At 69.6% G+C, this 19,137-nt stretch carries 20 protein-coding genes; 11 read left to right on the top strand and 9 right to left on the bottom strand.

Features of this window, described 5'->3' with window-relative positions:
• Positions 1 to 128: 128 nt before the first annotated feature.
• The 3 genes from AN478_RS02915 to AN478_RS02905 form a co-directional block, all read right to left on the bottom strand.
• Positions 129 to 1,028 (bottom strand): HNH endonuclease, encoded by a 900-nt coding sequence (locus AN478_RS02915; protein WP_176758759.1) that lies wholly within the window; start codon positions 1,026 to 1,028, stop codon positions 129 to 131.
• Positions 1,029 to 1,054: 26 nt separating this feature from the next.
• On the bottom strand, positions 1,055 to 1,432 hold the full coding sequence (locus AN478_RS02910) for an HIT family protein (protein WP_054965121.1): 378 nt from the start codon (positions 1,430 to 1,432) through the stop codon (positions 1,055 to 1,057).
• 64 nt (positions 1,433 to 1,496) lie between these two features.
• The gene (locus tag AN478_RS02905) at positions 1,497 to 2,012 is read right to left on the bottom strand and encodes a hypothetical protein (protein ID WP_143004118.1); all 516 of its coding nucleotides are present in this window, start codon (positions 2,010 to 2,012) and stop codon (positions 1,497 to 1,499) included.
• Positions 2,013 to 2,272: 260 nt separating this feature from the next.
• Here AN478_RS02905 and AN478_RS02900 point away from each other — a divergent pair, with 260 nt between their 5' ends.
• Positions 2,273 to 2,479 carry a hypothetical protein gene (locus AN478_RS02900; RefSeq protein WP_054965119.1) on the top strand — a complete coding sequence of 69 codons (207 nt, stop codon included), beginning with the start codon at positions 2,273 to 2,275 and terminating at the stop codon, positions 2,477 to 2,479.
• A 63-nt stretch (positions 2,480 to 2,542) separates the two neighbouring features.
• Here AN478_RS02900 and AN478_RS02895 read toward each other — a convergent pair whose 3' ends face one another.
• Positions 2,543 to 2,818: a hypothetical protein gene (locus AN478_RS02895; protein ID WP_054965118.1), complete on the bottom strand. Its 276-nt coding sequence runs from the start codon at positions 2,816 to 2,818 to the stop codon at positions 2,543 to 2,545.
• 373 nt (positions 2,819 to 3,191) lie between these two features.
• Here AN478_RS02895 and AN478_RS02890 point away from each other — a divergent pair, with 373 nt between their 5' ends.
• The 3 genes from AN478_RS02890 (at position 3,192) to AN478_RS02880 (ending at position 5,255) form a co-directional block, all read left to right on the top strand.
• Positions 3,192 to 3,542 (top strand): encapsulin-associated ferritin-like protein, encoded by a 351-nt coding sequence (locus AN478_RS02890; RefSeq protein ID WP_054965117.1) that lies wholly within the window; start codon positions 3,192 to 3,194, stop codon positions 3,540 to 3,542.
• 3 nt (positions 3,543 to 3,545) lie between these two features.
• Positions 3,546 to 4,346: a family 1 encapsulin nanocompartment shell protein gene (locus AN478_RS02885; protein ID WP_054965116.1), complete on the top strand. Its 801-nt coding sequence runs from the start codon at positions 3,546 to 3,548 to the stop codon at positions 4,344 to 4,346.
• 177 nt (positions 4,347 to 4,523) lie between these two features.
• Positions 4,524 to 5,255, top strand: a complete 732-nt coding sequence (locus tag AN478_RS02880) for a hypothetical protein (protein ID WP_143004117.1) — start codon at positions 4,524 to 4,526, stop codon at positions 5,253 to 5,255.
• Between the two features lie 15 nt (positions 5,256 to 5,270).
• On the opposite strand, the gene AN478_RS02875 is transcribed toward AN478_RS02880, so the two are convergent.
• The 4 genes from AN478_RS02875 to AN478_RS02860 all read right to left on the bottom strand — a co-directional run bounded on the left by AN478_RS02875 (position 5,271) and on the right by AN478_RS02860 (position 10,496).
• Positions 5,271 to 5,645, bottom strand: a complete 375-nt coding sequence (locus tag AN478_RS02875) for a DUF2237 family protein (protein WP_054965114.1) — start codon at positions 5,643 to 5,645, stop codon at positions 5,271 to 5,273.
• Positions 5,646 to 5,750: 105 nt separating this feature from the next.
• Positions 5,751 to 7,604, bottom strand: coding sequence for a PAS domain-containing sensor histidine kinase (locus tag AN478_RS02870; protein ID WP_054965113.1), 1,854 nt, complete (start codon positions 7,602 to 7,604; stop codon positions 5,751 to 5,753).
• Positions 7,605 to 7,827: 223 nt separating this feature from the next.
• A complete protein-coding gene (locus AN478_RS02865; RefSeq protein WP_054965112.1) occupies positions 7,828 to 8,673 on the bottom strand; it encodes a glucose-6-phosphate dehydrogenase in 846 nt (281 codons plus the stop codon).
• 473 nt (positions 8,674 to 9,146) lie between these two features.
• Entirely contained in the window at positions 9,147 to 10,496 is a 1,350-nt protein-coding gene (locus AN478_RS02860; protein WP_054965111.1) for a M18 family aminopeptidase, read from the bottom strand.
• A 399-nt stretch (positions 10,497 to 10,895) separates the two neighbouring features.
• Here AN478_RS02860 and queA point away from each other — a divergent pair, with 399 nt between their 5' ends.
• The 7 genes from queA (at position 10,896) to AN478_RS02825 (ending at position 18,293) form a co-directional block, all read left to right on the top strand.
• Positions 10,896 to 11,930 (top strand): tRNA preQ1(34) S-adenosylmethionine ribosyltransferase-isomerase QueA, encoded by a 1,035-nt coding sequence (gene queA / locus AN478_RS02855; RefSeq protein WP_054965110.1) that lies wholly within the window; start codon positions 10,896 to 10,898, stop codon positions 11,928 to 11,930.
• 260 nt (positions 11,931 to 12,190) lie between these two features.
• Positions 12,191 to 13,333 (top strand): tRNA guanosine(34) transglycosylase Tgt, encoded by a 1,143-nt coding sequence (tgt, locus tag AN478_RS02850; protein ID WP_399353412.1) that lies wholly within the window; start codon positions 12,191 to 12,193, stop codon positions 13,331 to 13,333.
• Positions 13,334 to 13,510: 177 nt separating this feature from the next.
• Complete coding sequence (locus tag AN478_RS02845) at positions 13,511 to 14,260, top strand: SDR family NAD(P)-dependent oxidoreductase (RefSeq protein ID WP_054965108.1); 750 nt, start codon at positions 13,511 to 13,513, stop codon at positions 14,258 to 14,260.
• A 65-nt stretch (positions 14,261 to 14,325) separates the two neighbouring features.
• Entirely contained in the window at positions 14,326 to 15,189 is an 864-nt protein-coding gene (purU, locus tag AN478_RS02840; protein WP_054965107.1) for a formyltetrahydrofolate deformylase, read from the top strand.
• Positions 15,190 to 15,226: 37 nt separating this feature from the next.
• Entirely contained in the window at positions 15,227 to 16,186 is a 960-nt protein-coding gene (locus AN478_RS02835; protein WP_054965106.1) for an alpha/beta hydrolase, read from the top strand.
• A 61-nt stretch (positions 16,187 to 16,247) separates the two neighbouring features.
• Positions 16,248 to 16,751 (top strand): WbuC family cupin fold metalloprotein, encoded by a 504-nt coding sequence (locus AN478_RS02830; RefSeq protein WP_231627321.1) that lies wholly within the window; start codon positions 16,248 to 16,250, stop codon positions 16,749 to 16,751.
• A gap of 33 nt (positions 16,752 to 16,784) precedes the next feature.
• Positions 16,785 to 18,293, top strand: a complete 1,509-nt coding sequence (locus AN478_RS02825; protein WP_082432774.1) for a cryptochrome/photolyase family protein — start codon at positions 16,785 to 16,787, stop codon at positions 18,291 to 18,293.
• A 51-nt stretch (positions 18,294 to 18,344) separates the two neighbouring features.
• On the opposite strand, the gene AN478_RS02820 is transcribed toward AN478_RS02825, so the two are convergent.
• A complete protein-coding gene (locus tag AN478_RS02820; RefSeq protein WP_054965104.1) occupies positions 18,345 to 18,926 on the bottom strand; it encodes a nucleoside deaminase in 582 nt (193 codons plus the stop codon).
• Positions 18,927 to 19,137 lie beyond the last annotated feature (211 nt).

Genomic DNA, 19,137 nt, shown 5'->3' with positions numbered 1-19,137 from the left:
TTGACGGCCGGGGCCGCAAGTGTAACCGGGTACGCCCCCGAACTCGACGGAAACGTCGGCCCGCAGCGGTTACCCTCTCTGGTAGGAAAGCGCAGGGCCTAAGGGCACGGCCATCCCCAAAAGATTTTCTACAACAACTGATTCTGCCGCCGCTCCAGGGAAGCCGGATCGGGATGGAATTTTGGGTTCTGGGGAAGGATCAGGCTGGCACCGTCCAGTTCAACCAACTGTTGGTTATCGGGAATTCGCCGGTCCACAACCGAAGAAACGTGCCACTTAAGATCCGGCCCCGGGGCGATCACCCTTTTATCCATGAGGCGATGAAATGACGGGGTTAAGGCAATGCCGTTTTCGGGCCTGTCATCGTGAGATTCGCTGAACGGAACGATATGGGCGGCCTCCACCAGCGACCAGCCTTCTAGGGTAAATCGCCACCCGGAGGCCGCACAGCGATAATCATATCCCTCCACCACCAGTCGGCGGAAAGCAGCGTCCCTGGCAGGTACATATAGACCCGTGCTTTCGGCCACCTCCGCAGCCCCGTCCTCCAGGGCGATCTCGTACCGGGAAACCTCCTTGCTTCGGGCCCAGGCCGACCGCATGGCTTCCAGTTTCTCCGGAAACCAGTGGCCCATGATCACCTGGGCCGTTTCCTCGACGAATTGCGGGTCCTTCAGTTCCTCCCAAACGGCTTCGTCCAGAGAAGCATAGGCGATCTTCTCCCGCGCATCGTTCAGGCTCCCGACCGGGCCAAAGCCCCCTCCATGGCCGGAGGCCGGATGCAGCTCCCAGAAAGGCTCGGAGCGCATGTAGAAATAGGGAAGGTGGATATTCGGGGTGTCCCGGCCCTGGGCGACAACATCGAAAAATTCCTTGTAGCGGGTCATCAGAGCGGGAAAAAGCTGGATACGGTTTTCAAACAACTTGCCAGCGAGCCGCAAGTCCAGGAGCGCCAGCAGCAAAACCGGTTTGTGCGGGCTGGGACGGCCCCCACCGCGGTTTACGTTTAATTTTTGGACTGCTTCCAAGAACTCCTTACGAGCTCCCACAGCCATTACCAGTACCTCGCCGTCTCTGACCGGACCCAGCGAACCCCGCCCCGGGGATCCTCCGCATCCCCGGCATAGCGGGGCATCAAGTGCACGTGCAGATGGGGCACGGTCTGTCCCGCGGCGGGGCCGTCATTGATGCCGATGTTGAACCCGTCCGGCAGGAAGTCTTGCTCCACCAGCCTCTTGGCCGCATCGAGGGCCTCGGCGATGGAGGCCCGCTCGGTATCCGTGGTCTGGAAATAGGAGCCCACATGGCGCCGGGTGATGACGAGCATGTGCCCGGGCGTCACCGGAAACCCGTCGGCCACCACCCGGACCTCGTCGTCCGACCAGAGCACGCGGTCCTCGGCCAGCTCGCAAAAGGGGCAATTTCCGGACACTCGGGCCCTACCTCCGGATGGCGTGGGGACCACTGGGGGCCACTACCCCCGAAAGCGGCCGCGCTCAGTCCTGCGGCGCCGCCTCGTAGATGATCTCGAACTTCTTCACCTTGTAGGTCTGGGTCAGCACCACCAGGCGGATGACGGTGGGGCCGTCCCGCCATTCCACCATGTAGCCCTTGCCGCTGCTGTCCTTGCTCGCGGGCTCGCCGTAGGTCTGCGTCAGGGCGTCGCGAACCTCCTCGGTCAGCTTCAGGCCCCGGCTGAAGGGCATGCCCTCGGCACGGGGCATCTCCAGCACCACCCTCGCCAGGGCGCCCTCCAGGAAGTAGAAGCCCGCCCGGTAGCGCTCGCCGGCGATCTCCACCTCGGGGATGCGGACCCGCTCCTTGCCCTGCTCGGGGCGCTTGGGCTGGTCGCCTTCGTCGGGGGCGAGGGCACGCGCCTCAGGAAAGCGGGCCAGCACCTCCTCCTGGTCCATGCCGGTGGCGGCGTCCTCCCAGAGGGGCACGCCGGCGGGGACCGCCAGGGCGGTGGTGGGCAGGAGCAGGGCGGTAAGCAGCAGCAGAGTCCGGATCACGGCGGTCTCCATCCTGGGCCCCAGGCCGTCGCCCGGGGCGCGATTGGGCTGGTCGGGGAATCCTGGGCGTTGGGATTCGGCCCCAAAGTCTAGTGGGGGCGGGGGCCGCCGTCCATGCTCCGGCCCCCGGAGCGGGCCCCCTCCGGGCTGTGGCCGGGCGGGGCGGTATGTTGGGGTGGGAGGGTCGGCCGGGCCATGGGCGCGGGCCGGCAAACCTGCCAAGATCCGGATTCGCACTGGAACCGCACGGAGCATGCCCCATGGGCGACGAGGGAGCCGAGGACATCCGCCGCATCCTCTACGAGATCGCCGCCGAGCGGGGCGGCGGCAAGACCATCGACGCGCTGCGCGACGGCTACGCGGAGCTGCTCGAGGAGGTCCTGGAGGCGGCCCAGGACGATATCGGCCGGAGCGCGGCGGCCTCGGCCCTGCGTTCGGCCATGGTGCGGGCGGGCTTGGAGGAGTAGGGGGCGGGATTCGGTGCGGGGTGCCGCGGCCGGGAACGTGGGACGGGTCTCGGGGCCGGCGTTTCAGGGCTCCTCGCAGTGGTCGCAGAAGGCCTGGGCGGCCTCGGAGAAGTCCTCCCCGTAGAACTTCTCGCCGTCCTCGCGCACGAAGCGGTTCCCCGCCATGCAGTAGGCGGACCAGCCCTTCCCGTCCTCTTCCTGGATCTTGCCCGCCTTGGATCCGTTTATGTACATCTCGTGGGAGCGCTCCCCCTCCAGGGGGGAATGACACATCCACGCCAGGGCCGGCCCGGCCGGGGGCAGGAGCAAGGCCGCCGCCGTCAACAGCCTAGCCAGCATCTGCTTCCCCTTTTTGGATAAGGTATTCCCTTCAAACCTATACCCGGTGTCCCTTACGGGCAACACCCCGCAACTTCCCCTGTGGGGGCCTTTTTGCCCCGCCGGGAATAGGGGTTTCCGGGCCCGAAAGGGCGCCTCCCGGCCCCATGGGCCTTGCGCCCAGGCGCAAGAGGCGCCGGCACGTCCCGCTCCGCGCCTGTTTTCCAGCGACCCGCCCCATCCTCCTGTGGATCCGGGACAACCCTATCGCCCCTCCCCAAGGAAGCTCCGCGCCGCCGGCATCGGCTCCCCGTAACCCTCCCGATGGACGCCGCCCGCCCGGTATGGCCCGTTGGGACTGGGGAACCATCAGCCAACGTCCCGGAGGAGCCCCATGGCGGGAGCGAGCGATTCCTTCCACGAGCCGCTGGAGCGGCTTTCGGAGAACACCCTGAACATGCACCGCGCCCTGGTCTCCCTCCAGGAGGAGCTGGAGGCGGTGGACTGGTACCAGCAGCGCGCGGAGGCCGCCCCGGACGAGGAGCTTGCCGGGGTCCTGCTGCACAACATGCGCGAGGAGGTGGAACACGCCGCCATGGTGCTGGAGTGGCTGCGGCGCAACAGCGCCGATTTCGACAGCCAGCTGCGCCAGTACCTGTTCACCGAGGGATCCATCACGGAGGCCGAGGAGGGATCCGGCGGCGGCAACGCCCAATCCACCATCGGCCCCCTGAAAGGAGCGTGAGCCGTGCACTACCTGAACCGTGAGCAGGCCGCTCTGCCCCCGGACCTGTGGGAGGGGATCGACGAGACGGCCCGGAGCGCCGCACGGGAGCGCCTGACCGGCCGGCGCTTCCTGGACCTGGACGGCCCCTACGGCCTGGGGCTGACCTCCATCGAGGTGGGAACGGACGATTACTGCCGCACGCCGGAGAAGGGCGAGGCCGGGGCGGTGATGAGCAAGGCCATCTCCGTGCCCATGGTGCGCAAGAGCTGCCAGCTCTCCGTGCGCCGCATCCAGGCCTACCTGGACATGGGCCAGCTGCTGGACCTCTCCCCGGTGGAGGACGCCGCGGAGGCGGTGGCCGCCCGCGAGGAGGAGCTCCTCTACTACGGCCAGCCAGACTTCCACCTCTACGGCCTGATGAACGCCCCGAACCGCAACGAGGCCAAGCTCAGCGACTGGACCCAGAGCGACCAGGCCCTGAACGACCTCCTGGCGGCGGTGGAGAAGCTGGAGGAGTCCGGCTACCACGGCCCCTACGCGCTGGTGGCGGACCCCACCCACTACAACAACCTGTTCCGCCGCTACGAGGGCACGGACATGCTCCAGCTCCAGCACCTGAAGAGCCTGTGCGAGCTGGGGGTGTTCAAGGCGCCCGTCCGCGGCGCGGCGGTGGTGGATTCGCACGTGGGCCGGCTGGTGCAGGGCCAGGATCTGATGGTGGGCTACGACTCCAACGACGGCATCCACTACCACCTGTTCGTCAACGAGAGCATCGTCCTGCAACTCCAGGAGCCCGGGGCCGTGTGCACCCTGACCGCCTGAGCCTCCCTTCCCCGGCGCCTGCCCCGCCCTCCGGGCGCCGTCTCCCGGACACACCCCCAATTTGATTCCGAACAGGTAGCCGGACACACCCGGTTGTCACCGGGTGTAAAGCGGACCAACGTGGACTTGTGTCCCATCGACATTGCCACCCGGTCGAAAAGGGTGCGAGGGGGAGCCATGAAGGGGGAGCCTGCGCGTCTGGCTTTCATGCTTGGATGTCCGAAGCGGGCCGCTGCGGACAACGAGGAAGGGATCGTCACGAATATGGACCGCGCCCCGGAAGCCGCCGCCATCCGCACCCGACCCATCCGGCATGGAGATGTCTGGGAATATTCGGTGACGGGATTCTTCGCCGGGGGGTTCCGGGTCCTGCCCGTGTCCGGGCGGCTCACCTACGCCGCGCTGGCCGGAGCCGGAGAGGTGGAGGGCCTCGCCCTTGCCTACGCCCTGCACCTTGCGGGGGGCGGGCGGTCCTTCGCCGACCGCGGCGCCACCTACTTCCACCAGGAGGCGGACCGGTCCCTGGTGGAGCAGGGCACCGAAGCGGACGGCCCGCTGCGCCACGGGCCCGCGCGCTACCTGCCGGGCACCCTGTACCCCGGCTACCGGACGCAGCGGCGTCTGGAGTACGAAAGCGGCGCGGCGGAGGAGGGGACCATCAGCGTCCTCGCCGCCCGCGCGCTGGAGACCGGGGTGGGGGAGCTCCCGGCGTTCAAGGTGGAGGACATCCGTGAGCGGACGGAGCCGGACGGTGCGCGCGTAAAGTGCCACGACACCGGCTGGTTCGTCCCGGCGCTCGGCTTCTTCGCCCGGGGCACCGCCACCATCCGCACCTACGACCCCCGCGGCCGGTTCCAGGCCTTCCAGCTGCTCGGCTTCGAGCTGGAGCGAACCTCGCCGAACCGGTGATCCGGGCGGGCCCGCCTACCCGTCGATGGCGTGGGCCCGGAGATCCGCCAACCGCACCACCTCCAGGGCGTTCTCCTCGGTGGAGGCCAGCCGCACCGGCGGCGCCTGCCCGGTCTCCAGGGCCTCCTGCCAGCGGGCGGCGCACAGGCACCAGCGGTCCCCCGGCTCCAGGCCCGGGAAGCCGAATTCCGGCACCGGCGTGGCCAGGTCGTTGCCCCGGGCGGCGGTGTGTTCCAGGAACTCCTCGGTCACCTCGGCGCACACCGAGTGGTTGCCCAGGTCCTGGAGGCCGGTGTCGCAGCGCCCCGTGCGGTAGAAGCCCGCCGGTGGGTCGATGCCGCAGGGCTCCAGCTCACCGCCCAGGACGTTGCGCGCTTTCTGTTCGCTCATGTATTCCTCTTGGCCACGGCTTTTGGTCGTATCCTATTTGCCCCCCCTGGCCCCGCACAAGCCGCGGAATTCCGCAACTTCCCGGACGGCGGCCTGCCCGCGGGCTCAGGAATCCACCGGCAGGGACATGTGGAAGGCGGCGCCGGTCCCCGGCTCGCTGGCCTCCACCCATAGCTCGCCTCCGTGGCTCTGGACCACCGACCGGCAGATGGGCAGCCCCAGGCCGGTTCCCTCCTCCTTGGAGGTGAACAGCGGCCGGAAGACCTCCTCCTCCAGCCCGGGCGGGATGCCCGGGCCGTTGTCCCGGACCACCACCTCCACCCGGCCGTCCCGCCGCCGGGTGGTGACGCCCAGGAGGGCCTTATCCCCCTGGTGTTCCCGGGCCGACTCCACGGCGTTGTTCACCAGGTTCAGCAGGCACTCCTGCAGGGCGACGGGATCCCCGGGAATCCGGGGCAGGTCGTCGGCCAGATCCAGCTCCACCCGGGGAACCATCTTGCCGCCCGCGGGCAGCACAGAGTGGAGGAGGGCGTTGATATCCGTGAGGCGGAATTCAGGGCGCTCGCCGCGCAGGTAGTGGCGGACATCGTCGATGACCCCCCTGGCCCGCTCGCTCTCGCTCCGGATCCGCTCGAGCCCGGCGGCCACCTCGTCCGTATCCGGGTCCTCCCGGCGCAGACGCAGCAGACATCCCTCCACGTAGGAGCCGATGGCCGCCAGGGGCTGGTTGAGCTGGTGAGCCAGGATGCGGCCCATCTCCCCCACCGCCGAAGCCCGGCGTTGCCGCTCGCTCTCCAGCAGCTTGCGCTCGGTGATGTCGGAGAAGGTGGCCACGAAATGGGCCACCTGCCCACTTTCGTTCCGCACCGCGGTAATGGTCTCCCATTGGGGGTAGAGGCTGCCGTCCTTGCGGCGATTCCAGATCTCCCCCTCCCAGTGCCCCTGAGCCTCCAGGGTCTCCCAGAGGTCCCGGTAGAATTCCGCGCCGTGGAAACCCGATTGCAGCAGATTCGGAGTCCGGCCCACCACCTCCTCGGCCCGGTAGCCGGTGATGTCGCAGAAGCCCTGGTTAACGCGCAGGATCTGCCCCTCGGCGTCGGTGATCATCACCGCATTGGCGGTACGGAACACCTCCGCCAGCAGGCACAGCTCGCCCAGCAGCTCGTGGTAATCGGTGACGTCCTCCACCAGCCCCAGGAACCAGCGCCCTTCCCCGCCGGACCAGCCCGGAATGGTGGAGGCGGACATCCGTCCCCACACCACCCGCCCGTCGGCGGTCAGATAGCGCTTTTCCCGTCCATAGCTTTCCCGGCGGCCGGCGACCAGATCCTCGAAGGCCTGGCGGTCGGTCTCCCGATCCTCCGGGTGGGTAAATTCCAGGATGCTCTTGCCGTAAAGCTCCTCCGCCGGGCGGCCCAGCATGCGCTCCAGAGCCGGATTGGCCGCCCGAATCCGGCCCTCCGGATCCGCCACGCCGATGCCCAGGGCGGCCTGCTCGAAGATGGCCCGGAAGCGCTGCTCGCTGGCCTCCAGGTCTGCCTCGGCTTGCTTCTTCTCCGTGACGTCCCGGTAGAACCAGGCCCGGCCCCAATAGGTCCCCCGCTCATCCTGGACGCCGCGGGAATGGCGCTCCAGGACCCGGCCGTCCTTGAGGCGGACCTCCACCCCCGTCTCGGGCTCCTCCAGGGCCTCGTACAACCGGATGATTTCCCTGCGGAAGGCCTCCGGGTCCACCACCCGGTCCAGCACGGCCTGGATCGCGGCGAGGCCATCCTCGCCCTCCATTACCGCCTGGGGGATGTCCCACATGGCCACGAAGCGCTGGTTCCAGGCCAGCATCCGGTTGGACCGGTCGGCCACCAGGATGCCGTCGGGGGAAGTCTCCAGCTGGGCATGCAGCAGGGCGTTGGTGAAAAGCAGCTGCTCTTCCGAATGGCCCGCCTGATCCTTTTCTTGCACTGCCGACCTCTTCGCGGGAGGGGGGCGTATTCCCGGAGGGAATTTTCCCATTTCAACAGGGAGTCTTTACCGGGAAAAAGGTTCAGCAGGCAAGAAGGGAAAACGGAATTCCGAGCGGTTCTCGAGAAGAAGGGAACCCCCGAATCCGCGGCAGGCCGGGGCCTTCACCCCGGAAGCTGGGTCGGATCGGCGGGATCTACGCCAGTACGATTTCCGGATGGGCTCACAAAGCCCCCGCGCCCTCCCGGGCCACCTCCTTGTTGGCCTTGTCCAGAGCCAGCAGGGCCCGGGCGATGTGGGCGCGGCGCTCGGCGTCGAAGCGCAGCTCCAGGCGCTTCTCCAGGCCCGCGTTGCGGTAGGCGTCGCGGAAATCGGCGAACAGGGCGCGCACCACCAGGAGATAGTGGGACCAGCGGAACAGCAACCCGGGGTCCTCGTCCGCCGCCCCTACGGGCAGGGCGTTGATGATGCGCCGCACGAACACCGGGTAGGGGTCGGCGGGCTCGCTGAACAGGGGGGCGAGCTCGGCGGCGAAGTCGTTGGCCAGGTCCCGGGCGCGGGGATCGCGGGGCAGGCGTGCCCAGAGGCCCTCGCTGCCCCCCTCCGCGACGATCTCCTCGCACACCTCCCGGGCGCGCTGCCGGTACTCCTCCAGCAGCCCAGTGCCGGCCAGGTCCTCCAGGGCCCGGAACAGGCCCGGCAAGAGCCGGCGGGAGATGCGCGGGCCCTCCGGCTCGGTGGGGCCGGGCGGGTCGTCGGTCAGGAAGTCCTCGAAGCGCGCCACCAGGATCCGCTCGAAAAGGAGCTGCCGGCGGTTGGACAGCATCCCGGTGCTGCCCATGGAGGAGAGGCAGTCCGGGCCCTTGAGGAGGGACAGCTCGTCCATGAAGGCGTTGGTGAGCCGAGCGATGGCCTCGGGATCCAGGCGCTGGTCCGGCTCCTCCATGGCCGCCGCCACCAGGCGGTTGCGCAGCATCTGCACGGCCTGGTCCGCGGTCTCGCAGCTACTCAGCGAGGGGCAGTTGTCCGGGGGACAAAGCTGCTTGATCGGATAATAGGAATGGCTCACGGCAACTTCCTGCCTGGACATCAAAGGGAACCCGAGGCAGTAACTATACCGGAAATTCCCCATGTCCTGGACAGTCCCATGCCAGGCTCGGGGACATGCGGCGCGGCTGGCGTCGGGGGAGCGGTCCGGGGTAGGCCCCTAGAGGACATCCCCATGTCCAGTCCACAACCCGGACCCCCCTGTCAAGGATCGCGAGGATCCAGGCCACGCAAGGACTTATAAGTAAGTCTTTGTTTTTAAATTGTTTAATGTGATTAAAGATTAGGCAGGACGGTCTTCGTCCCCTTTCCCCTGGGGCCCGAACTCATTCTTCCACAAGGTTTTCCACAGCCTGCGTGGAAAACTTCCCAGGGGGTCTAAGGGATTTCCCCTAGACCCTTCGTAATCACCCGTACCTCGAAGGCACACCCCTGACTGGACCTTGGCCGGGACAGACAGCGGGACAGTCAGGAGGACGTTGCACCCGGCTCCGGCTAGGGCAGGATGTCCAAGGACCCGCCCACACCACCTTGTCCGGTGGTGTAGAAGGTCTCCAGCACCCGGATCAGGGCGCCGTGGTCCAGGGCGCCGGCGCTCTCGCGGAGGGAGTGCATGGCCCACATGGGGTTGCCTACATCCACCGTTCGCAGGCCGAGACGCGCCGCCATCATGGGGCCGATGGTGGAGCCGCAGGGCAGATCGTTGCGGTGGATGTAGCGCTGGTGGGGAACGCCGCTCGCCTCGCAAAGATGGACGAAGAAGGCCTCGCCCAGCTCGTCGGTGGCGTAGCGTTGGGCGGCGTTGATCTTGATCACCGGCCCCTCGTTGACCTTCACGGGGTGCTGGGGCTCGTGGTGGCCGGGGTAGTGGGGATGGGTGGCGTGGGCCATGTCCGCGGACAGCAGCCAGCTGCGCGCCAGGGCGGACCGGTAGCCGCCCTCGCTCAGCTCCAGCTCCTCGGCGATGCGCGCCAGGACGCTCTCCAGGAAGTTGCCCGCCGCGCCCTTGTAGGACTCGCTGCCCACCTCCTCGTGGTCGAACAGGGCCGCCACGGCCACGCCGGCGTCGGCGGTCTCCTCGGGCAGCGCCGCCAGCGCGGCGTGGCAGGAGGCCAGGTTGTCGACCTGGCTGTCGGCGAGGAACTCGTTGTCGGGGCCCCAGAAGGCGCCGGGCTGGGTGTCCGCCACCGCCAGGCCCCAGGAGACCAGGTCCTCTTCCTTGACCCCCGCTTGCTCCGCGAGCAGGCGCCGGAACTGCCGCTCCGGGGGCAGCTCCTCGGACAGGGCGCTCAGGAACAGGGGTAGCTGCTCCTGGTAATCGAGCTTGAGCCCCTCCTTGTTCACCTCCCGGTTCATGTGGATGGCGAGGTTGGGCAGGCGCAGCAGCGGGCGGGCGAAGTTCACCAGCACGGGCGACACGCCGGTCTCGGCGTCCTTGTCCCGCACGAAGACCCGGCCCGCCAGGGTCAGGTCGCGGTCGGTGAAGGTGGCCAGGATGGGACCGCCGTAGATCTCGGTACCCAGCACGGCCAGGGGGCCCTTGGCGAAGGCCGCGTTGGGCTTGACCCGGAAGCCGGGGGAGTCGGTGTGGGCCCCCACGATGCGGAACCCGGCGTCCTCCAGGGCGGCGTTCCCGATGCGGAAGGCGATGAGGCTGGAGTCGTCGCGAACCACGTAGTAGGCCCGTCCCGGAAGCAGGTCCCAGGTCTCCTCCTCCCACAGCCGCTGGTAGCCCCGGCGCTCCAGCGCCTCCATGGCGTTGGCCACGGCGTGCCAGGGGCTGGGGCTGGCGTCGATGTAGTCCAGGAGGTCCTGGGCGGTCTGGCGGCGATCCTGCTCGTTCATGCGCTGCGCCTTCTTGCGGGGGAAAAGCCCCATCCTACCGAACCGGGCGCGAAGGTGAGGAGTCCCCCCGGTAGGAAGCGGCAGCTGATGTCCCGTTCCTACATGCAAGCGGCTATCCGTCGCGACTGCCTCGGATCGGCAACGGCGTCGCGGTCACTGGCCGCTCCCACAAGCTCTGCTCCCCGACGGGCGAATGCCGCGATTCCCGGCTACGCGGGTTAGGCCGGTGTGTGGAATTGGGGAGGTGGGAGCGGCTACCAGCCGCGACTCGTCCCGGGGGCCCGTTGGTCGCGGTCACGGACCGCTCCCACAACGAGTCATGGAAGGGTGGCCGGGCCGCGGATGCAGCCCCTGCCGCCACCCCGTACAATTGGCCCTCCCTGCAAACCGACGAATCCAATGCGCATCGACGAATTCGACTTCCAGCTCCCCGAGGACCGCATCGCCCAGCATCCCGCGCGCCCGGCGGACGCCGCGCGCCTGCTGGAGGTGCGGCCCGACGGCCTCGGCGATTACGGGGTCCGCGACCTGCCCCGGCTGCTGCGGCCCGGGGACCTGCTGGTGTTCAACGACACCCAGGTGATCCCGGCGCGCCTGGTGGGGCACCGGGACGCGGTGCGCGTGGAGCTGACCCTGCACAAGCCGCTGGGCGGACCGCGCTGGGCCGCCTTCGCCCGCCCGGCCAAGCGCCTCAAGCCCGGACAGACGGTGCGCATCGCCGAGGATTTCGCCGCCGAGGTGGCCGAGAAACGCGACGGCGGCGAGGTGGTGCTGGAATTCGACCGGGAGGGCGCGGCGCTCATGGCCGCCCTGGACGCCCACGGCCACATGCCCCTGCCCCCCTACATCCGCGGCGGGGAGGACGAGGCCGCGGACCGCGCCGACTACCAGACCCGCTTCGCCGCCAAGCCCGGGGCCGTGGCCGCCCCCACGGCCGCCCTGCACTTCACCGACCGGCTCATGGCGGAGCTGGAGGCCGCCGGCATCGAGTGGACCACCGTCACCCTGCACGTGGGGGCGGGCACCTTCCTGCCGGTGAAGGTGGAGGACACCCGCGACCACATAATGCACGCCGAGTACGGGGTGGTGGAGGCAGCCACGGCGGAGCGGGTCAACGCGGTGAGAGCAGCGGGCGGGCGCATCGTGCCGGTGGGCACCACCAGCCTGCGCCTGCTGGAGACCGCCGCCGGGGAGGACGGCGTACTGCGGCCCTGGAGCGGCGAGACGGACATCTTCATCACTCCGGGCTACCGCTTCCGGGCCGCGGACCTCATGGTCACCAACTTCCACTTGCCCAAGTCCACCCTGCTCATGCTGGTGGCCGCCTTCTCCGGCCTGGAGCGGATCAAGGCCGCCTACGCGCACGCGGTGGAGGCCGAATACCGGTTCTATTCCTACGGGGATGCGTGCCTGCTGCATCCGGAGAAGGACTGAGGGGGCTTCCGAATTAGCCGGTAGGAGCGGCGGCCCCCGCCGCGACCTGGCATAAGGAGCCCCACTCTGCACTTGCCCCCGTCTCGGGCTTTGTTTTGCAGAGGTGGCCAGGGCTCAGGCCGGGGATGCTTGCCCGGTGGTCGCGGCGGGGGCCGCCGCTCCTACGGGCCTATGAGCATGGGTCGGCTTTTTTTGCTTTCTTCCTTGGCTTCTTGGCGCCTTGGCGTTTTCTCCCGTGGCCGTTTTCGCCTTTTTGAGGGATCTCCGTGACCGATACCCCCGACTTCTCCTTCGACCTCCTCGCCACCGACGGCGCCGCCCGGCGCGGCCGGGTGGTCACGGGCCGCGGCCCCATCGACACCCCCGCCTTCATGCCCGTGGGCACCGCCGGCACGGTGAAGGGCATGCTTCCCGAGCAGGTGGCGGCCACCGGGGCGCAGATCCTGCTCGGCAACGCCTACCACCTCATGCTGCGCCCGGGCGCGGAGCGGGTGGCGGAGTTCGGCGGCCTGCACCGGTTCATGAACTGGGACGGCCCCATCCTCACCGACTCCGGCGGCTACCAGGTGCTGTCGCTCACGGACCTCCGCAAGCTCGACGAGAACGGCGTCACCTTCCGCAGCCACATCGACGGCAGCTACTGGGAGATGACCCCGGAGTCGTCGGTGGAGATCCAGCGCCTGCTCGACGCCGACATCACCATGGTCTTCGACGAGTGCCCGCCCTATCCCTGCGAGGAGGACGAGGCCAAGCGCTCCCTGGACCTGACCCTGCGCTGGGCGGAGCGCTCCAAGGCCGCCTTCGAGAATCGACCCGGCTACGGCCTGTTCGGCATCGTCCAGGGCGGGGTGCACGACCACCTGCGCGAGGAGTCGGCACGGCGACTGGTGGAGATGGGCTTCCACGGCTACGCCGTGGGCGGGCTGGCGGTGGGGGAGCCCGCGGCGGAGCGCAACCACACCCTGGAGGTGACCACCCCCGTGCTGCCCACGGACCGGCCGCGCTACCTGATGGGCGTGGGCAAGCCGGTGGACCTGGTGGACGCGGTGGAGCGTGGCATCGACATGTTCGACTGCGTTCTGCCCACCCGCTCCGGGCGGCGCGGCCTAGCCTTCACCTGGGGCGGGGACCTCAAGCTCACCAACGCCCGCTTCCGCGACGACCACGAGCCCCTGGATCCCAACTCCAGCTGCCCCGCCTCCCGCGACTATTCCAAGGGCTACCTCCATCACCTGTTCCGCTCCGGGGAGCTGCTGGGCTGGGTGCTACTCACCTGGCACAACCTGCACTTCTACCAGGAGCTCATGGCCGCCATGCGGGCGGCCGTGGAGGAGGGGCGATTCGCCGATTTCGCCGCCGCCTTCCGGGAGCGCCAGGCGAAGCCCAAGCAGGCCGGGGCATAACCAAATCCCCGAAGTGGCGTCCTCGCCGCGCCCGTCCCGCCTGTCCTGAAACCTTCCAAAGGGCCGGGGGCGGGAGAGCCCCCACTAGAGAACCGGCTCCCCCGCCTTGCCCCCACGCTCGCCACTTGCTAACAGCTTGAAGAGGAATTCCCGCCACCTGGCCGCGGAGGAGCGTGGATGGCCCGGACCCTTATCACCGGTGCTAGCGGCGGCCTCGGAAAAGCGCTTGCCGCCCACCTCTATGCGCAGGGGTGGGAGCTGGCCCTGGCCACCCGCGCCCCGGAGGCCTTGAAGGAGCAGGCGGCCTCATGGGGCGCCGTCCTGATCCATGCTGATGTCTCCACCCCGGAGGGCGCACAGCACGCGGTTACCGAAGCCTCCGGAGCGGACGGCCCGCCCCACGCCTTGGCCCACTGTGCCGGTTCCCGGCTGATCAAGCCCCTGCACCGTACCAACACCGCCGCCTACCGCGATTGCTTGGCGGCCAACCTGGACAGCGCCTTCTTCACCCTACAAGCGTGGGTGGCGGAATTGCGCCGAGCCGGAGGGGAGGGAGCCGCCGTTTTGGTAAGCTCCACCGTGGCCCGGGCCGGTGTGCCCAACCACGAGGCGGTGGCTGCTGCCAAGGCCGCCGTGGAGGGCCTGGCGCGCAGCGCCGCTGCCACCTACGCGCGCGACGGCATCCGCATCAACGCCGTCGCCCCGGGTCTGCTGCGCGGCCCGGCCACCGAGCCCATGTTCCGCTCCCCCGAGGCGGAGCGGAGCATCGCCGAGCAGTACCCCCTGGGCCGCTATGGCACCCCCGCGGATGCCGCCGCGGCCATGGCCTGGCTGTTGTCCGAGGAGGCCGGGTGGATTACGGGGCAGGTGCTCGCGGTGGACGGCGGCTTTGCCGACCTGCGCACCCCGGGCGGGCGCACCCGCTAACGTGCTTGCCGCGGGGCGTCTCCCTACGTAGCGTGGGGAAATTGAAGCCGGTTATGGAGGCCATTATGGAGGGCCATGCCCGCCTGCTGATCACCTGCACCGACCGCCCGGGCATCGTGGCCGCCGTATCCGGGTTCCTGACCCAGTACAGGGGAAACATCACCGCCCTCGACCAGCACACCACCGACCCGGAGCAGGGCTGCTTTTTCATGCGGGTGGCCTTCCGCAGCCCCGATGTGGAGCCGCCGGGCAACTGGCTGCGGGCGGAATTCCGCCGCGAGGTGGCCGAGCCCTTTGAAATGGACTGGCACCTCTCCTTCGCCGCCGAGCACAAGCGCATGGCGATCCTGGTTTCCCGGCCCGACCACGCTCTGCTGGAACTGCTGTGGCGCTGGTCGCGGGGGGAGCTACCGGCGGAGCTCGCCGGGGTCATCAGCAACCACCCCGACCACCGAGAGGCGGTGGAGGCCTTCGGCCTGCCCTACCGCCACATCCCTGTGGAGCAGGGGGCGCAGGAGGAAGCCGAGGCGGCCATGCTCGACCAGCTTGGGGAGTGGGGGGCCGAGCTGGTGGTGCTGGCCCGCTACATGCGCATCCTGTCGCCGGGGTTCGTGGCCCAGTACCCCAGCCGCATCATCAACATCCACCACTCCTTCCTGCCCGCCTTCGCCGGCTCCGACCCCTACCGCCAGGCCTTCGAGCGGGGGGTGAAGCTCATCGGCGCCACCGCCCACTACGCCACAAGCGAGCTGGACGCCGGGCCGGTGATCGAGCAGGACGTCATCCGCGTCTCCCACCGCGACGGCGTGGCCGACCTGCGCGAGCGCGGCCGCGAGGTGGAGCGCAGCGTCCTGGCCCGGGCGGTGCGCTGGCACCTGGAGGACCGCGTCGCCGTGTGGGGCAACCGCACGGTGGTGTTCGGGACCTGACTATCCGGGGCCCCGCAATGGAAAAGGGAGGGGAACCATGCCCATCGGCGCGGTAAGCGCGGCCCTGGGAATGGCGCGGCCGCCGGCGGTGGCGGTGCCCCCGCCGCCGCAGGTGCCGCAGGAGCCGACGGCACTGCAGCGCTACATCGAGGAGCGGGAGGCGGCGGTGCCGGACCTCCGGCCCCACTTGGCCAAGACCATCCGCTGGGCGCACCCCGAGCGCCCCGCGCGGGCGCCCGTCGCCATTGTCTACCTGCACGGGTTCGCCGGGTCCCACCGCGAGCTGGTGCCGGTGTGCGAGCGTCTCGCGGGGGAATGGGAGGCTAACGTCTTCCATACCCGGCTCGCCGGGCACGGCCGCGACGGCGCGGCCCTGGCCGAGGTGGGCACGGCGGACTGGCTGGCCGATGCCCGGGAGGCCCTGGCGGTGGGGAAGCGGCTGGGGGAGCGGGTCGTGGTGGTGGGCACCTCCACCGGCGGGACCCTGGCCACCTGGCTGGCGGCCGCCGTGGACCCGCCGGAGGTGGCCGCCTACGTGCTGGTCTCCCCCAACTTCGGCCCCCGCCACCTCCTGGCGGAGCTCCTGCTGCTGCCGGGCGCCGAGCGGTGGTCGCCGTGGATCCACGGCGCCACCCACCGCTTCACCCCGGCCACCGAGGAGCACGCCCGCCTGGTCACGCCGGCTTTCCCCACCCCGGCCCTGGTACCCATGATGCGCCTGGTGGGCCTGGTTCGGGCCCTGGACCTGGGGCGCGTGTGCCGGCCCACCCAGGTGCTGTACTGCCCCGGGGACCGGGTGGTCGCGCCCTCGGCCATTCGCGCCGCCTACCGCCGGCTGGGGGCCGCCCGCAAGGAGCTGGTGCCCGTCGAGGAGCCCGAGGACCCCGCCCGCCACACCCTCGCCGGGGACCTGCTGAGCCCCGCCACCACCCCCGAGGTGCTGGCGGCCATCCGCGGCTTCGTTGAGCCGGTGCTGGCCGGGGAGGCCCTGGCGTAGGCCTGAGTGGCGGCCCTGCGCCGGAATCGGCGCCCCGGGCCCAACCAATCGGGAGGAGACCTTGCCCATCACCCCCATCGACGACCAGCGGGTCGCGCGCCTGAGCGACGCCGCCCAGGGGCGGGAGCGGCTGCGGGCCAACGACAACCTGCACCCGGAGCTGGCCGACCCGGTGCAGCGCATGCTCAACGCCTTCGAGCCGGGGACCTACGTGCGCCCCCATCGCCACGGCGATCCCCCCAAGTGGGAGCTGTTCCTGGCGCTTTCGGGCGCGGCGGCCTGCCTCACCTTCGACGAGGCCGGCACCGTCACGGAGCGCTGCGAGATCCGCGCCGGCGGGCCGCTGTACGGGGTGGAGATCCCCGCCGGGGCGTGGCACAGCGTGGCCGCCCTGGAGCCGGGCACGGTGCTGTTCGAGATCAAGCCGGGCCCCTACGCCCCGCTCACGGACAAGGACTTCGCGGCGTGGGCACCGGCCGAGGGGGAGGCCGGGGCCGTGGCCATGGAGCGCTGGCTGCGGAGCGCACCGGTGGGAGCCGCCGCCGGATGCCGGAGCGGGACCTGAGCTGTGGAGGGCGGGCGGCGGGTCTTGGCCGTGGTGCTGGGCGACCAGCTCGACCGGGAGGCCCCCCTCCTTAAGAAACTGGACCCTGCACGGGACGCGGTATGGATGGCGGAGGTCCCGGGGGAGGCGGAGGCAGTCTGGTCCCACAAGGTGCGCATCGCTCTGTTTCTCTCCGCCATGCGTCATTTCCGCGACGATTTGGCGGCCTGGGGCATGACCGTGCACTACTGGGCCCTGGGGGAGCACCCCCATCCTTCCTTGCAGGCCACCCTGGCTGCGGAGCTGAGCGCCTCGCCCCCCTCGGTGATTCGGGTCACCCAGCCGGGGGAGCACAGGGTCCTGCAAGCCCTGCGGGCAACGGCAAGCGCGATGGGGGTGCCCTTCGAGGTCTGGCCCGACCAGCACTTCCTGTTCGGGGACGATTTTTTTGGTAGCTGGGCAACGGGGCGCAAGGCCCTGCGCATGGAGCACTTCTACCGGACCGCACGGCGCGCCACCGGGGTTCTCATGGAGGGCGACGAGCCCGCCGGAGGGCACTGGAACTTCGATACCGAAAACCGGAAGACCTTCGGGCGGCACGGCCCCCCTCCGGTTCCCACCCCGTCTTCTTTCCCCCCGGATGCGGTGACCCGCCAGGCCCTGAAGGCCGTGGAAACCCACTTCCCCGACCACCCCGGTTCCCTGGCCCGCTTCGACTGGCCGGTCACCCCGACCCAGGCCCGATCCGCCCTGGCGGAATTCGTCGCCCACCGCCTGCCCCATTTCGGGGCCTATCAGGACGCCATGTGGACCGGCGAGCCCTACCTGTTCCATTCCCGGCTTTCGGCGGCCCTGAACCTCAAACTGATCCCGCCTCGTGAAGCCCTTTCCGCGGCGGAGGCGGCCTACCGGAACGGCCTGGCTCCCCTGGCCTCGGTGGAGGGCTTCGCACGCCAGATCATGGGGTGGCGCGAGTACGTCCGCGGCCTGTACTGGCGAAACATGCCGGACTGGCTGGACTGGAACGTCCTCGGCGCGGAGGCCCCCCTGCCGGCCTTCTACTGGACCGGGGATACGGCCATGGCCTGCCTCCAGGCAACTATCGGCCAGACCCTGGAGCGGGCCTACGCGCACCATATCCAGCGCCTCATGGTTACCGGACTGTTCGCGCTGTTGGCGGGGGTCCAGCCCCGGGCGGTTCACGAGTGGTACCTGGCCGTCTATGCCGACGCGGTGGAGTGGGTGGAGCTCCCCAACACTCTCGGCATGTCCCAATACGCCGATGGGGGGCTTATGGCCTCCAAGCCCTACGTTGCCAGTGGCCGCTATATCCAGCGCATGAGCAATTACTGCCGGAACTGTCCCTTCGAGCCCGGCCAGACAACGGGGGAGGGCGCCTGCCCATTCACGACCCTGTACTGGGCCTTTCTGGACCGCCACCGCGAGCGCTTCGCCGGACAACCCCGCACCGCCCTGCAGTGGCGCAATCTGCAACGCCTGTCCGCCTCGGAGGTCAGAGCGATCCGGTCCGAGGCGGACCGGCTGCTGGCCAACCTGGAATAGGACAGGCGCACGATCCCCTGAGTTCTTCCGGTTCCAAGCCGGGCCCGATCCTCAGGAATCCCCCCGCCGGGGGTTGTAAATGGCTCCCCCGCTGTCGGCATAGTCCCGGATCACCTGGGCCGCCTCAGCCCGGAAGACGTCCCGTCGCACGGCGATGCCCCGGGCTTCCAGTTGGGCCACCCAGTCCTGCGGCTTGGGCCCCTCGTCAAAGCCGGCGGCTTCCGCATCCTCGGAACGTGCCCCGCATACCAGCGAACACACCCCCGCCCAGATCACCGCCCCGAAACACTGGATGCATGGCTCGGCGCTGGTCACCAGTTCGTAGGCGCCGGCCTCCCCGGCCCCCAGGTCGTAGGTGCCCAACCGCTGCTGGGCAAGGGACAGGGCCACCACCTCTGCGTGGGCCACCGAGAGGTTGGCCGGCTCCACTAGGTTCACGCCTGGGGCCACCAGCCGGCCGCTGGAACGCTCCACCACCGCCGCGCCGAAGGGTCCGCCGCCGTGCGCCACACTGGCATCGGCCAGGGCGACGGCCAGGCGCATGCGCGCCTCAGCGTCGGGGAAGCAGGCCCCCTGCGGGGCCATGTGGCCCACCCAGTAGGGGAGCTGCAGATGGATCGCGGGGTCGCTCATGGGGCTCCTTCGTTTCTTGTTTTCCGGGCAACTTCGAGCCGAGAGGGGGCTGTGGGAGCGGCTATCAGCCGCGACCGTTGTTGCCGGGCACCGGGATCCTCCTTCCCTGACGGAAGGCGGCCGTTGCCCCATTATCCCGCCGCCGACCCGGACCGGCCATGGGCGGGGCCGGCGGATCGGCCCGATAGGGCGGAACCCCCTGCAAAATCTT

Source organism: Thiohalorhabdus denitrificans (assembly GCF_001399755.1).
GTDB lineage: Bacteria > Pseudomonadota > Gammaproteobacteria > Thiohalorhabdales > Thiohalorhabdaceae > Thiohalorhabdus > Thiohalorhabdus denitrificans.
This window is presented reverse-complemented; position numbering and strand designations above follow the sequence as displayed.

Bases quoted from the DNA above. Each gene is read 5' to 3' on its own strand.
- AN478_RS02900 (WP_054965119.1), top strand. From the start codon at position 2,273: ATGGGCGACGAGGGAGCCGAGGACATCCGCCGCATCCTCTACGAGATC.
- AN478_RS02880 (WP_143004117.1), top strand. From the start codon at position 4,524: ATGAAGGGGGAGCCTGCGCGTCTGGCTTTCATGCTTGGATGTCCGAAG.
- AN478_RS02875 (WP_054965114.1), bottom strand. From the start codon at position 5,645: ATGAGCGAACAGAAAGCGCGCAACGTCCTGGGCGGTGAGCTGGAGCCC.
- AN478_RS02895 (WP_054965118.1), bottom strand. From the start codon at position 2,818: ATGCTGGCTAGGCTGTTGACGGCGGCGGCCTTGCTCCTGCCCCCGGCC.
- queA (WP_054965110.1), top strand. From the start codon at position 10,896: ATGCGCATCGACGAATTCGACTTCCAGCTCCCCGAGGACCGCATCGCC.
- AN478_RS02820 (WP_054965104.1), bottom strand. From the start codon at position 18,926: ATGAGCGACCCCGCGATCCATCTGCAGCTCCCCTACTGGGTGGGCCAC.
- AN478_RS02845 (WP_054965108.1), top strand. From the start codon at position 13,511: ATGGCCCGGACCCTTATCACCGGTGCTAGCGGCGGCCTCGGAAAAGCG.
- AN478_RS02860 (WP_054965111.1), bottom strand. From the start codon at position 10,496: ATGAACGAGCAGGATCGCCGCCAGACCGCCCAGGACCTCCTGGACTAC.
- purU (WP_054965107.1), top strand. From the start codon at position 14,326: ATGGAGGGCCATGCCCGCCTGCTGATCACCTGCACCGACCGCCCGGGC.
- AN478_RS02890 (WP_054965117.1), top strand. From the start codon at position 3,192: ATGGCGGGAGCGAGCGATTCCTTCCACGAGCCGCTGGAGCGGCTTTCG.
- AN478_RS02835 (WP_054965106.1), top strand. From the start codon at position 15,227: ATGCCCATCGGCGCGGTAAGCGCGGCCCTGGGAATGGCGCGGCCGCCG.